The 12,864-nt window shown below is 72.0% G+C and carries 15 protein-coding genes; 7 read left to right on the top strand and 8 right to left on the bottom strand.

Annotated features, from left to right (window positions below; genetic code table 11):
* Window positions 1-32 precede the first annotated feature (32 nt).
* Window positions 33-1,037, top strand: a complete 1,005-nt coding sequence (locus NCI01_RS00285) for a TerC family protein (RefSeq protein WP_254179471.1) — start codon at window positions 33-35, stop codon at window positions 1,035-1,037.
* Window positions 1,038-1,065: 28 nt separating this feature from the next.
* Here the strand turns inward: NCI01_RS00285 and NCI01_RS00280 are convergent, their stop codons facing one another.
* Window positions 1,066-1,689 carry a LysE family translocator gene (locus NCI01_RS00280; protein WP_254179470.1) on the bottom strand — a complete coding sequence of 208 codons (624 nt, stop codon included), beginning with the start codon at window positions 1,687-1,689 and terminating at the stop codon, window positions 1,066-1,068.
* 233 nt (window positions 1,690-1,922) lie between these two features.
* Between NCI01_RS00280 and NCI01_RS00275 the strand changes: the two genes are divergently transcribed.
* From NCI01_RS00275 to NCI01_RS00260, 4 genes are all read left to right on the top strand, one after another.
* Window positions 1,923-2,387, top strand: coding sequence for a DUF2087 domain-containing protein (locus NCI01_RS00275; protein ID WP_254179469.1), 465 nt, complete (start codon window positions 1,923-1,925; stop codon window positions 2,385-2,387).
* 17 nt (window positions 2,388-2,404) lie between these two features.
* Complete coding sequence (locus NCI01_RS00270; RefSeq protein WP_254179468.1) at window positions 2,405-2,746, top strand: UBP-type zinc finger domain-containing protein; 342 nt, start codon at window positions 2,405-2,407, stop codon at window positions 2,744-2,746.
* Between the two features lie 94 nt (window positions 2,747-2,840).
* A complete protein-coding gene (locus tag NCI01_RS00265) occupies window positions 2,841-3,665 on the top strand; it encodes a glycerophosphodiester phosphodiesterase family protein (RefSeq protein WP_254179467.1) in 825 nt (274 codons plus the stop codon).
* Window positions 3,666-3,718: 53 nt separating this feature from the next.
* The gene (locus NCI01_RS00260; protein ID WP_254179466.1) at window positions 3,719-4,648 is read left to right on the top strand and encodes a DUF5926 family protein; all 930 of its coding nucleotides are present in this window, start codon (window positions 3,719-3,721) and stop codon (window positions 4,646-4,648) included.
* A 150-nt stretch (window positions 4,649-4,798) separates the two neighbouring features.
* On the opposite strand, the gene NCI01_RS00255 is transcribed toward NCI01_RS00260, so the two are convergent.
* The 6 genes from NCI01_RS00255 to NCI01_RS00230 all read right to left on the bottom strand — a co-directional run bounded on the left by NCI01_RS00255 (window position 4,799) and on the right by NCI01_RS00230 (window position 10,153).
* Window positions 4,799-5,809 (bottom strand): adenylate/guanylate cyclase domain-containing protein, encoded by a 1,011-nt coding sequence (locus NCI01_RS00255; RefSeq protein WP_254179465.1) that lies wholly within the window; start codon window positions 5,807-5,809, stop codon window positions 4,799-4,801.
* A gap of 4 nt (window positions 5,810-5,813) precedes the next feature.
* Window positions 5,814-6,188, bottom strand: a complete 375-nt coding sequence (locus NCI01_RS00250) for a cyclic nucleotide-binding domain-containing protein (RefSeq protein WP_254179464.1) — start codon at window positions 6,186-6,188, stop codon at window positions 5,814-5,816.
* 89 nt (window positions 6,189-6,277) lie between these two features.
* Window positions 6,278-7,504 (bottom strand): arginine deiminase, encoded by a 1,227-nt coding sequence (locus tag NCI01_RS00245; RefSeq protein ID WP_254179463.1) that lies wholly within the window; start codon window positions 7,502-7,504, stop codon window positions 6,278-6,280.
* 63 nt (window positions 7,505-7,567) lie between these two features.
* Window positions 7,568-8,713 (bottom strand): GNAT family N-acetyltransferase, encoded by a 1,146-nt coding sequence (locus NCI01_RS00240; protein WP_254179462.1) that lies wholly within the window; start codon window positions 8,711-8,713, stop codon window positions 7,568-7,570.
* On the bottom strand, window positions 8,695-9,300 hold the full coding sequence (locus tag NCI01_RS00235; protein WP_254179461.1) for a TMEM165/GDT1 family protein: 606 nt from the start codon (window positions 9,298-9,300) through the stop codon (window positions 8,695-8,697). Before NCI01_RS00235 ends, NCI01_RS00240 begins: the two co-directional genes overlap by 19 nt.
* Window positions 9,301-9,316: 16 nt before the next feature.
* Complete coding sequence (locus NCI01_RS00230) at window positions 9,317-10,153, bottom strand: prephenate dehydratase (RefSeq protein ID WP_254179460.1); 837 nt, start codon at window positions 10,151-10,153, stop codon at window positions 9,317-9,319.
* 69 nt (window positions 10,154-10,222) lie between these two features.
* Here NCI01_RS00230 and NCI01_RS00225 point away from each other — a divergent pair, with 69 nt between their 5' ends.
* Both NCI01_RS00225 and NCI01_RS00220 read left to right on the top strand, forming a co-directional pair.
* Window positions 10,223-10,615: a DUF4446 family protein gene (locus tag NCI01_RS00225; RefSeq protein WP_254179459.1), complete on the top strand. Its 393-nt coding sequence runs from the start codon at window positions 10,223-10,225 to the stop codon at window positions 10,613-10,615.
* Between the two features lie 84 nt (window positions 10,616-10,699).
* Window positions 10,700-11,092: a hypothetical protein gene (locus NCI01_RS00220; protein WP_254179458.1), complete on the top strand. Its 393-nt coding sequence runs from the start codon at window positions 10,700-10,702 to the stop codon at window positions 11,090-11,092.
* Between the two features lie 113 nt (window positions 11,093-11,205).
* Here NCI01_RS00220 and NCI01_RS00215 read toward each other — a convergent pair whose 3' ends face one another.
* Window positions 11,206-12,780 (bottom strand): bifunctional phosphatase PAP2/diacylglycerol kinase family protein, encoded by a 1,575-nt coding sequence (locus NCI01_RS00215; protein WP_254179457.1) that lies wholly within the window; start codon window positions 12,778-12,780, stop codon window positions 11,206-11,208.
* Window positions 12,781-12,864: the final 84 nt, after the last annotated feature.

Genomic DNA, 12,864 nt, shown 5'->3' with positions numbered 1-12,864 from the left:
AGACCTCAGGAGAAACGATCCTGAGGAGCCCCATGTCGTCCATCGCGTCCCCCACCCTGTGGTTCATCACCATCGGCGTGGTGCTCGCCCTGCTCGTCGTCGACTTCGTCGCCACCCGGCGCCCGCACGAGGTCTCGATGAAGGAGGCCATCGCGTGGTCGGCGTTCTACGTCGCCCTGCCGCTGACCTTCGGCCTCTACGTCTGGAACGTCCACGGCGGCGACCGCGGCCTGGAGTACTACACCGGCTACCTCGTCGAGAAGTCGCTGAGCGTCGACAACCTGTTCGTCTTCATGCTGCTGCTCGCGGCCTTCGCCGTCCCGAAGGAGCTGCAGCAGCGGGTCCTGCTCTACGGCATCGTCGGCGCCCTCGTGCTGCGAGGCATCTTCATCGCGCTCGGCGCCGCGGCGCTGTCCGCCTTCGACTGGGTGTTCCTCGTCTTCGGCGCGATCCTGCTGGTCACCGGCGTCAAGCTCCTGCGTGACGCGCTCCGCGGCCAGGAGCACGAGGTCGACGTCGCGGAGATGCGCGTGGTCAAGGTGATGCGGCGCTTCATGCCGGTCAGCGACGAGTACGACGGTACGAGGCTCACCGTCGTGGACAAGGGCGTGCGCGCCCTCACGCCGTTCGCGCTGGTGACCGTCGCGGTGCTCGCCACCGACGTGGTCTTCGCCATCGACTCCGTGCCGGCCGTCTACGGCATCACCGGCGACCCCTACCTGGTGTTCGTGACCAACGCCTTCGCGCTGCTCGGCCTCCGCGCGCTCTACTTCGTGCTGCAAGGTGCCCTCAGCGCGCTGAAGCACCTCGGCTACGGTCTGGCCGCGATCCTCGGCTTCATCGGCGCCAAGCTCGTGCTCCACTGGGCGCACCTGGTCTGGCCCTCGGTCCCCGACGTGCCGACGCTGGCCTCTCTGTTCGTGATCGTCGGCATCCTGGCAACGACGATCGCCACCAGCGTGTGGGCCAACAAGCGCGACAAGGCCCGCGAGGTCGACGCCACGGATGAGGAGCCGGAGTCCGTCGGGACCCACTGACCCGCTGACGGGCGGTCTGGTCGAGGCGTCAGTCGACCGTCAGCATCGTCGCCCCGAGGCCGATCATCATCGTGCCGCCGGTGGCGCTGAGGGTGTCGAGCCGCGTGGGCCGGCGTGCGAACCACGTGCGCGCCGTCCCCGCGGCGATCGCCCAGGTGCTGTCGGAGGCAGCGGCCAGGACGCCGAAGACCAGGCCGAGCAGCAGGGTCTGCAGCGCGACGGGTCCGGCCGGGTCGGCGAACTGGGGGAGGAAGGCCACGAAGAAGACGATCGTCTTCGGGTTGGTCGCGCCGACGGTGAAACCGATGCACACGGGATGTCCGCGCCGCACCGGAGCCTGGTCGGCCATCGCGAGGCGCGCGTCGCTGCGGTGACGGATGGCCTGCACGCCCAGCCACACGACGTACGCGGCGCCGAGGACCTTCACCGCGGTGTACGCCGTCGCGCTCGCGGCCACGACGGCACCGAGGCCGACCGCGACGAGGACCACCTGGGCCACCAGCCCGAGGGCGTTGCCGACCACCGACAGCAGCGCCTCGCGGCGCCCGACCGTCAGGGCGCGGCCGATGGTGAACAGCAGGCTCGGGCCCGGCACCTGGATGAACAGGATCGAGGCGACGAGGAAGGCGGCCCACTGGCTCGACGACGGCACCGCCCCAGTGTGGGGCTTCGCAGCCGCGGGGCGAAAGTGCTTTGCCGTCGGCGCCGAGTCTCTGGGAGACTCACCGCCGAGGGCGCCGTCCGCCGCCCAGCCAGACGCGCCGGCCCCAGTCCGCGCAGCACGGCGAAGGGGAGCAGATCCTCGGACGCATCCGTGAGTCAGGTTCGAGCCGACGCCCGCTGCAGCGGCGTACTGGGGACGCAGCGCAGCCGAGGTGATCGAGCATGACCAGGAACAGTGACTTCAAGCAGGTCGTCCGCGCCCGCATGGCCGCGACCGGTGAGGGCTACACCGCCGCGCGTGCCGCGCTCGAGCGGGAGGCCCACGACGCGGCGCGCGCCGAGCAGGAGCGGCTCGTCGGCCGGCTCTTCGTCGACGGGCGCATCGCGCGGGTGCCCGCGAAGCGCAAGGTGCGGGTGGCGGTGCTGCTCGAGGTGCTCAGCCGCTTCGAGCCGGGCCGCGTCTACTCCGAGCCCGAGGTCAACGAGGTGCTCCTCGGGGTGCACGAGGACTTCGCCTACCTGCGCCGCGAGCTGGTGAACTACCGCTACCTCGAGCGGGAGGCCGGTCGCTACCGCACCGCACCGCAGGCACCGACCCGGACGGCGGTCGAGAGGCAGGAGATCCCGGACTGGGAGGCGCACTGGCTGCCGGGCTTCCTGTCCGGGGCCTTCCCCCGGGAGCGGTGAGCGGGCAGGCTGGGGCCATGACGGCTGGGATCGATCCTGAAGTGGCTCCGTCGGGCACCGGCTGCGTGGAGTGCGAGGCGGGCGGCGGCTGGTGGGTGCACCTGCGCCGCTGCGCCCAGTGCGGCCACGTGGGGTGCTGCGACTCCAGTCCGGCCCAGCACGCCACTGCGCACTACGAGGCGACCGGGCACCCGGTGGTGCAGAGCTTCGAGCCCGGCGAGGACTGGTTCTGGGACTACAGCAGGTCCGTGGGCGTGACGGGACCGCGCCTGGCCGACCCGCAGAGCCGCCCGGAGGACCAGACAGCCCCCGGGCCGGCCGACCGGGTGCCGGCCGACTGGCGCGACCACGTGCACTGAGGCCTCCTGAGGTGATCTGAGGTCATCTGAGGTCCGCTCAGGTCCACCCTCCGAGGTGCCGCGGCGCGCGTCCGGGGCGTGACATGCTCGGCGCATGCGACGTACGCCGCGCTGGCGCCGCGACCGGACGACGGCTCGAGACCGGCCCCAGGTCGTGGCTCACCGCGGCAGCAGCCACGAGACCGCCGAGCACACGCTCGCGGCCTACGTGAAGGCGCTCGACGAGGGCGCCGACGCGCTGGAGTGCGACGTCCGGCTGACCGCTGACGGACACCTCGTCTGCGTGCACGACCGCGACCTGCGGCGTACGACGGCGACGCCGGGGCTCGTGTCGACGATGAACCTCGCCGAGCTCGACGAGCTCGACTTCGCCTCGTGGAAGAACCCGTGGTCCGAGCTCGACGACGAGGCCCCGGAGCGCGACCCGGAGGCCGGCAAGGTGCTGACCCTGCGCAAGCTGCTCGAGACGGTGGCCGACTACGACCGCCACGTCGAGCTCGCCGTCGAGACCAAGCACCCCACCCGCTTCGGCGGGCTGGTCGAGCGGCGGCTCGTCGACGTGCTGGGCGACTTCGGGTGGGACCGCCCCGGGTCGCCCGCCCGCGTGATGAGCTTCTCGCTCAACGCCGTCAAGCGCGTACGCCGCCTCGCGCCGGGGCTCGACGTGGTCATGCTGGTCGAGAAGGCCCACCACTGGCCCGTGCTGAGGCCCGTCGTCGGCGACGACTGGATCATCGGCCCCGGCATCGAGGAGCTGCGCAACCATCCCGGCCTCGGTCGCCACCTGCGCAAGGAGGGCCGCGAGATCCACGTGTGGACGGTCAACACCGCCGACGACCTCGACCTCTGCCTCGACCTCGGCGTCACCGCGGTCATCACCGACCGGCCGGCCCACATCCTCGAACTGCTGGGGGAGTGACCCCCTCGCCGGGCGCCCTCCTCGACGGACGGGTGGACAACTAGGGTTCGGGCATGGCCAAGAAGTCCCGCAACCGCGCCCAGTCCGCCCCCGCCGACGGCGAGGTCGGTCCCCGCCAGCCCTGCCCCTGCGGGTCGGGCAAGCGCTACAAGGCGTGCCACGGCGCGGCCGGCGGCGCCGCCCCCACCTTCGTCGCCCGCCCCTTCGAGGGCATGCCGAGCGAGTGCGACGTCATCGCGCTGCGCGAGCTCGTCCCGGCCGCCACCGCGCCGCTGACCCTGAAGGAGGGCGAGCGCAGCGTCCGCCTCGCGACCCTCCTGCCCGGTGCCGCCCCCGCGATGGTGCGCGAGTCGGGCGACATCTGGCTGGGCCTGCAGGTCCAGCACTCCTACGGCAACCCCGCCCGTGACCTCGGCGCCGTCCTGGAGGCCGCGCTGGCCACCGAGGAGCCGGGCATCGTGGGGCTGATGTCGGCTCCCGGCGACGGCCCGAGCATCCAGGACCTGATCAGCGACTCCACCCTCGACATCACGGTGCACGACGGCTTCGAGTACTGGATCGACGACATCCCCGAGCGCGACGCGAGCATGGAGGCCGCGCTCGAGCAGGCCAACGGTGGCGTGATGCCGACCAGCCGGCTGACCTCGGTCGAGGCGGCGTACTGGACCAACGTCGGCACCAAGGAGCACCTGCGCTGGGTGATGCCGCACCCCGAGGACCAGCTGCTCGACGCGCTGGCCCGCCTGCATGCCGCCGGCCAGGACTCCGTGGCCGCGGATTCCCGGTTCGTCGGGATGTTCCGTGCCCACGGCCTGCTCGCACCGGTCTGGGACCTCCCGGTCGGGACGGGTGCCGAGGTGCTCGAGGAGCCGGCGGCGAGGTTCGCGGCCGACCTGGAGGAGGCGCTGAAGGGCGGCGAGCTGAGCGCGGCCGAGCGCTCCGCGCGTGCAGGACTGGCCAACCGCCAGGTGACGATCCGGTAAGGACCGGTCCACCATCTGCCCACGGGGCGAACACAACGGATTCAACGGTTGTGCGCGCCCTTCGCGTCGGAGTAGATTCGTCCTTGCCCGGTCGTTGTTGTTTCCCCCGTCAACAACGACCGGGCTTTCACGTCTCCGGAGCCCTCGGGCTCAGTCGGCGGAGCGGGACCGGACGCGCCAGGCCTCGAGGTGGTCGAACCCCTTGGCCGAGATCCGGCGCGCGCGACGGAACCGCCACGGCGCCTCGTCGTCCCCTCCGTCCCGTTCGTCCTGCTCGCTGAGCGCCCGGTGGACACCCGCGTCGACGAGCACGCTGCCGGGCCGGGCGGCCGACGTCAGGCGGGAGGCGGCGTTGACCGTCGACCCGAAGACGTCGCCGAGACGTCGTACGACGGAGCCGTGGGCGATGCCGGCCCGCACCGCCGGGAAGGGGTCGGCCTCGTCGGCCCCGCGGGAGGTCACCTCGAGCGCCACCTCCACGGCGGCGGCCGGGTCGGCGACGGTGAACAGGACCTCGTCGCCGATGGTCTTGATGACCTGACCGCCGTGGTCGACCACGAGCGCCGTCGTGTCGTGCTCGAAGCCGTCGACCCACTGCACCAGCTCCGCGCCGTCGAGGCTGCGGCTCCGGGTGGTGTAGCCGACGATGTCGACGAAGCAGACCGCGAGCTGCGACTCGGCGGCGGTCAGCGTGCTCGCGTCCTCCAGGAGGTGCTCGGCCGCGCTCGCCAGGTGGCGCCGCCACACATAGCTCTGCAGCGCCTCGACGCGGGGGAGGACGTCGTTGGCGAGCTCGGTCAGGCCGGCGCCGGTCGTCGGGCCGCCGTCCGCGGCGGCGCGCCCGGCGAGCAGCGTCGTCTGCCACTCGGCGAGGCGCGCGAAGCTGCGGCCCCAGGTGCGGACCAGCGCCGCCTGCGACTCCGGCGGCAGGATTCCGATCTGCACCAGCTCGGCGGAGAGCCGCAGGGCCTCCACGTCGCTCTCGGCGAAGGCGACGTCGTCGTCGGCGCGGTGGGGGAATCCGAGCTGGTGCCACAGGGTGACGGCCAGGTCGAGCGGCACCCCGGCGCGCTCGGCCACCTCGACGCGGGTCAGGCTCGGCACCTCGCCGAGGAGCAGGGCGCCCAGCGTGCGGCTGACCTCGGGAGCGGCCTCGCCCACCCGGTCAGCTCCCGTCGAGGCGCCCGGCCGCGGCAGCGCGGAGGGCGGCGCCGAAGCCCGGGACCTGCTCGACGAGCTCCTGGATCGAGTCGCTCGTGAAGTGGACGACCTTCAGGGGCGTCAGGGCGACGACGGTCGCGGACCGCAGGGTGCGGTTGACGATGGCTGCCTCCCCGACGACCGAGCCCGGCCCCAGGGTGGCGATCTCGACACCGCCCTTGCGGACCGACACCTCGCCGTCGGTGATGAGGTAGGCCTTGTCGGCCGGGGTGCTCTCGGCGATGGGCGACCAGCCCTGCGGGAGCGTCAGCGTACGACCCGCTGCGAGCACGCGCCGGGCGTCGGCGGGCTCGAGGGCGTCGAGGATCGATTCGGTCATGCCCGCTCAACGATCCAGCGGGGCGGACGTGATGCCCTCCGGCCACGTCGAGCAACGGGTGTGCACCGAGCGGCGCACACCCGGCGGGGTCACCCCGCGTGCAGCGGCTCGCGGGAGATCGGGCAGCTCATGCAGCGCGGACCGCCGCGGCCCGAGCCGAGCTCCGACCCGGCGATCCGGACGACCTCGATCCCGGCGTCCTCGAGCCGGTCGTTGGTCTCGTCGTTGCGCTCGTAGGCGACCGCCACGCGAGGCGCGAGGGCCAGGGTGTTGTTGCCGTCGTCCCACTGCTCGCGCTCGGCGGTGACCGGGTCGAGGCCGGTGTCGATCTGGTGGAGCGTGTCGATCTGCATCGCCTTGGCGGCCGCGACCAGGAAGGGCTCGGACTCGCTGACGCTCAGCGTGAGGTCGGACTCGCCGGAGCCGGGGTCGTCGAGGGTGACCGTCACCGCGCGGAGGGTGTCGGCGACGTTGGGATACATCACGACCTTGTCGACGTCGACCATCGTGCACACGGTGTCGAGGTGCATCGTCGCGCGCTCCTGCGCGATCGGCACGGCCAGCACGGTGTGGGCGAGGTCGGCGTGGAAGACCTGGCGGGCCAGCCGCTCGACGCCGGCGGGCGTCGTACGCTCCCCGACCCCGACGGCGATGACGCCCGGCGCCAGGAGCAGGACGTCGCCGCCCTCCACGTGCTCGTTGTGCCAGCCGTGGATCTTGCGGGTGCCGGCGAAGCGCGGGTGCTCGGTGTAGATCAGCTCGGTCAGCTGCGTCTCGCGCTTGCGGGCGGGCATCGCGAGGCTGGTGACGGCCACCCGGTCGCGCACCCACACGCTGGAGTCGCGGGTGAAGAGCAGGTTGGGCAGCGGGTCGATGAGGAAGTCGTGCGGGTCGAGCAGGCTGGTCACGAGCCCGTGGCCGCCCTTGACCTCGTCGTTGCGGATGCCCGCGGTCAGCACGTCGGTCAGCTCGGCCGGGGAGAGGTCACGCAGCGCCTGCGCGAGGTAGCGGCGCATCGTGTCGCCGAGGTGCAGCCCCGAGAGGGCGCTGGTGATGGCGTGGTTGCGGGCCATCTCGCTCTCGAGCGTCTCGGTGAGCAGCTCGGTCAGGTAGAGCACCTCCACGCCGCGATGGCGCAGCGTCTCCGCGAACGCGTCGTGCTCCTCCTGCGCCCGGCTCACCCACGGGATGCCGTCGAAGAGCAGGCGGTCGTTGTTGCGGGGGGTGAGGCGCTTGAGCTCGTTGCCGGGGCGGTGGAGCATGACGGTGGCCAGGCGGCCGACCTCGCTGTCGGCTCCATGAGGGGTGGTGACCATAGGCGGGACTCTAGCGCTGCCGGCGGTGGGCGTCGTGCTCGGAAGTGGCGCTCCGCGGCGGGGTCAGGCCCCGGCGAGCCACTCCTCGCGGAGGAGGGCGTACTCGTAGGAGTCGGTCCAGGTCCCCTTGGACCAGAAGTCGCGGAGCCGGTGGCACTCGCGGCGCATGCCGAGTCGCTCGCAGACGGCGGCGGAGCGGTCGTTGCGGGCGTCGAGGTTGGCCACGACGCGGCGCAGGCCGTACTCCTCGAAGGCGAGGCGGAGCACCTCGCGGGCCGCCTCGGTGGCGTAGCCGTTGCCGGCGTGCTGGGGCAGGACCGTCCAGCCGATCTCGCCCTCGTTGAGCCCGGTGCCCTGCAGGATCAGGATCGAGTCGCCCACGACCACGCCGTCGTGCTCGACGACCAGGCCGACGAAGGTCGCGTCGCTGCGGTCGGTGCGGCGGCGCACCATGTCGACGACCTCGGCCCGGTTGAGGGTGCGGGTGAGCAGCATGCTGGTCCACTCCTCCGAGGCCCAGGCCTCGACGAAGGCGTCGGCGTCGGCGGGCCGGAACGGGCGCAGCACCAGCCGGTCGGTGCGCAGCGTCCAGTCGGGCGGGGGCGGGGTGAGGAACGCCTCGCGCGGTCCGTCCACCCACCGCTCGCGGACCGTGGGACCGCCGAAGCGCAGCCGGTCGTAGGCCGTCATCGGCAGCAGGATCGTGTCGAGCCCGGGCACGCCCAGCACGCCGTCGACGGCCTCGCCGAGCATGCCGCGACCGACCGGGTCGTGGGGGTCGCGGCGCAGCAGCTCGACCGCGGCCTCCGCCTCGGCGACGCGCTCGGTCTTCGCCTTGATCCGGGCGGGGGTCACCTCGCGCAGGCAGACGTACTGCCCCGACAGGTAGTGCTCCCACTCCAGCTCACCGGTGGCCGGGTCGTCCTCCCAGAAGGCGACGAACCACGTCTTCAGCCGGTCGACCCCGCCGGCGACCTCGGCCAGCTCCCCGTGCGCGGCGGGCACCATCGGCGTCCCGTCGCCGAGGACGTACGACGGCAGCGGCAGGCGGCCGGCCAGCATCTGCTCCATCGCCTCGGGCGTCGCCTCGACGAAGTGCTCGCGGGCGTAGGCGTCGTCCTCGTCGGTCATCGGGAGGTCGCCGTTGACGGCGACGAAGCGGTCCCGGACAGCTGCGACCAAGGGGTCGCTCAGCGCGTCATCTCCCACACGGTCAAGGCTGCCATGAACACGCAGACGCCCGCACCCACGTAGTGGAGCACCGACAGCCGCACCCGCTGGAGCAGCAGCCGGCCGACGATGACCGCCAGTCCGGAGACCGCCAGCAGGGCGCCCCAGGCGCCGAGGAAGACCGACACCGGGTCGTCGTACTTGGCGACGAGCGAGATGGTCAGCAGCTGCGACAGGTCGCCCCACTCGGCCGCGAACAGGACCACGAAGGAGGTGGCCACCACCTTGAGGCCGTGGGCACTGGAGTCGGCCTTGGCGGCGTACTCGTCCTCCTGGGCGCCCTCGTCGACGTCGGCGGTGCGCGCGGCGCGGAACAGGATGATCGCGCCGATCACGAACATCAGCGCGGCGGCGGTGTGGATCAGCTGCTCGGGCAGGAAGGAGGCGGCCTTGCCGATGCCGACCGCGACGCCCGTCTGCACGAGGAAGGCGAGGCCGACGCCGATCCAGACGAAGAGCGGACGCATCTTCGTCGACATCACCAGCGTGGCGATGAACGTCTTGTCGGGGAGCTCGACGACGAAGATGGCGCCGAAGGTCAGGGCCACGACCAGGAGATCGATCACCGGGGGAGTGTGCCAGTCACTCCGACCGGAAGGCGTCGGCGGGGTAGACGCCCAGGACCTTGACCTCGGTGGTGAAGAAGGCGAGCTCCTCGAGCGCGTTGCGCACCCCCGGGTCGTCGGGGTGGCCGTCGACCTCGGCGAGGAACTGGGTGGCGGTGAAGTGGCCGCCGACCATGTAGCTCTCCAGCTTGGTCATGTTGACGCCGTTGGTCGCGAAGCCGCCGAGCGCCTTGTAGAGCGCGGCCGGGAGGTTGCGCACGTTGAAGATGAACGTCGTCACGACCGGGCCGTCACCGGACGGCGCCTGCTCGAAGTCGCGGGACAGGACGACGAAGCGGGTGGTGTTGTGGTCCTCGTCCTCGATCTCCTCGCGGAGGACCTGCAGCCCGTAGATCTCGGCGGCCAGCGGCGGCGCGATCGCGGCCTGGGTCGGGTCGCCCGACTCCGCGACCTCCCGGGCGGCGCCGGCGGTGTCGCCGGCCACGACGGGCGTCAGGCCGAGCTCGCGGATCACTCCCCGGCACTGGCCGAGCGCGTGGACGTGGCTGTGCACGGTGCGCAGCGACTCGATGCTCGCCTCCGGCAGCGCCATCAGCGAGAACTGGATGCGCAGGAACCGCTCGCCCACGATGTGCAGGTCGGAGGTCGGCAGGAAGTGGTGGATGTCGGCCACCCGGCCGGCGATCGAGTTGTCGATCGGGATCATGGCGAGGTCGGCCTCGCCGGTCTCGACGGCGGCGAAGGCGTCCTCGAACGACGCGCACGCCAGCGGCTCCCAGTCGGGGTAGGCCTGCTGGCACACCAGGTGGGAGTTGGCGCCGGGCTCTCCCTGGTAGGCGATGCGTCGGGTCACGTCGGGGAGTGTGTCACCTCCGGCCGTGTCCGACCGGCCGTGACCGCCTCGCGAACATAGGCTCGGCGCGTGCTCGCCTCCATCGCCGTCGTCCTCGCCGTCGTCGCCTGCGCGCTCGCCGCGCTCGCCCTCCGTCGTACGACGACTCGCACCCGCGCCGAGGGCGTCGACGCGCTGCCCGAGGACGTCCACGGCCTGCGGCAGGAGGTCGCGGCGCTCAAGGCGGAGAGCGTCGACGCGCTGCGCCACCTGTCGGTGGTGCGCTACGACGCCTTCGGCGACGTCGGCGGCCACCTGAGCTGGAGCCTCGCCGTCCTCGACGACGCCGGGCACGGGGTCGTCCTCACCTCGATCCACGGCCGCAGCGAGGCGCGGACCTACGCCAAGTCGATCTCCTCCTGGTCGTGCGAGCAGCAGCTCTCGCCCGAGGAGGAGGAGGCGATCGAGCACGCCCGCCCCTGAGACGTCGCCGGAACGCCTGACGCCGCCCGCTGGACGTGAGAACCTGTCGTCCGTCGAGACAGCCGGGGGGCAGACGTGGGTTCGGTGCGGAGTGCGCTTGTGGTCGCCTGCTCGGTGGTGCTCGCCGGGTGCGGGGGTCCCGGTGCCGACGCCCCCCGGGACGCCTCCATCGAGGACTTCTGCGCGGCGAAGAGCTGGATGGTGTCCGAAGGCATGGACCGCTTCCTCGCCGACGGGCTCCCCTCCGACGACGAGCTCGTCGTGCTGGTGCACGACTGGGGTGCGGAGCTGGCGCGGGTGGGAACGCCGGACAACATGTCGGCTGATGCGCGCCAGGGGTTCGAGAAGCTCGTCGCCCGTCTCGAGGACTTGGAGGCGAACGACGTCGAGTCGGGGGACTTCAACTGGGAGGACGGTGACTGGGAGAACGAGGAGGAGAAGTCCTTCGCCCGCTACGTCACCAACACCTGCCCCTGAGGCGCTGTAACGCCGGGTTACGCGATCTACCCACCCCCATGCACGGGGGTGGGTAGAGGGGATAACCCGGCGTTACAGGTGCGCGACCGCCGCGGCGCGGGTCGGAAACCGCCTCAGCGCGGGACGCGCACCAGCAGGCGCCCGTGGATGCACTCCATCCGGAGCTCGCGACCCACGCCGATTGAGTCGCCGTCGAGCTGGCGCGGGGTGTCGGTGGCGGCCTTGATCCGGACGCGGGAGCCGGTGCGGCGGTCGATGAGCTCGTCGACGGTCTGGCTCTTCGCGAGCACCCGCACGGCGAGGGGGATCCAGGACAGGAACTTGCGGGGGTGCAGGATCACCACGTCCAGCACGCCGTCGTCGATGGTGGCGTCGGGCAGGAGCGGCATGCCGGCCTGCAGGAAGCCGACGTTGCCGACGAGGACCGTGCGGGCGCGGTGGACGGTGGGCTCGTCGTCGTCGATCTGGATCTCGACCCTGACCGCCGGGAACATCAGCGACTTGAGGCCCGAGATGACGTAGGCGACCCAGCCGATCCGCTTCTTGATGTCCTCGTTGACGCCCTCCATGATCGCGGCGTCGAAGCCCATGCCGGCCATCACCATGAAGTGGGTGTCCTCCATGGCGTCGCCGCCGACCTCGACCATGTCGATGGCCCGGTCCTGGCCGTTGAGGGCGATGTCGACGGCCGAGCGGATGTAGAGGGGGATGCCGAGGTTGCGGGCGAGGAGGTTGCCCGTGCCCGCCGGGATGATCCCGACCGGGATGCCGGTGCCGGCGAGCTCGGCGCACACCTCGCGCACGGTGCCGTCGCCCCCGCAGACGATGACGAGGTCGGCGCCGGACACGGCGGCGCGCTCGGCCATGCCGGTGCCCGGGTCCTCGATGGTGGTGTACTGCCAGGTCGGCTCGGACCAGCCCGACTCCGCGGCCATCGACGCGACGAGCGAGCGGAACTGCCCGACGTCCTCGACCTTGATCGGATTGAGGATGACGGCGAGCCGCTTCTCCGAGGCGTAGACCTCCGGGAGCGGCTCCGCCTTCCCCGCGATCGAGCGGGGGCGCGGGTCGATGAACGCCAGCGCGAGGAAGAAGACCGTGAGGGCCAGCAAGGAGCCGCCGATCACGTCGGTGGGGAAGTGCCGCCCCAGCAGCACCCGGTCCAGGCAGACCAGCAACCACCAGGCGACCACCGCGACGATGCCGAGGCGGCGCAGGCTCGTACGACGGACGAACAGCACCAGCAGCATCACGAGGAGTGCCGCGAAGGCGGCCACCGACGACGCGTGGCCCGAGGGGAAGCTGAAGTTGACGTGCTCGCCGAGGGCGTCCTGCCAGTCCGGGCGGTCGCGACCGAGCCAGCGCTTGAGGACGGTCGTCGCGAGCGACGTCACCGACATCACGACGACGACCAGCAGCGCCGCCCAGCGGTGGCGGCGCAGGAGGAGGACCAGCGCCAGCAGGACGGTGAGGACGGTCATGCCGATCGTGCCGAACGCCACCTCGACGAACCGCAGCACGTCGACGAGCAGTGCCTGGTCGTCGGCCCAGTCCTCCAGCCGCCGCCCCTCGGTGTCGAACGCGTCGAGCGGGGCCCGGTCACGGGTCACAAAGAAGCCGAGGACCGCGAACAGGGCTGCCGCGAGGGCTGCACCGCCCAGGGCACGGTTGCGGGAGGCCGGAGTCACCCGCGAAGTATGCCCACACCGGAACTGCCTCCCCACGCCCGGACGGATAGCCTTCCTCTGTGACCTCACCCCACGACGAGCCTC

The organism is Nocardioides pinisoli (assembly GCF_024199985.1).
Lineage (GTDB): Bacteria > Actinomycetota > Actinomycetes > Propionibacteriales > Nocardioidaceae > Nocardioides > Nocardioides pinisoli.
The sequence above is the reverse complement of the archived record's forward strand: the minus strand, read 5'-3'. Positions and strand labels throughout refer to the sequence as shown.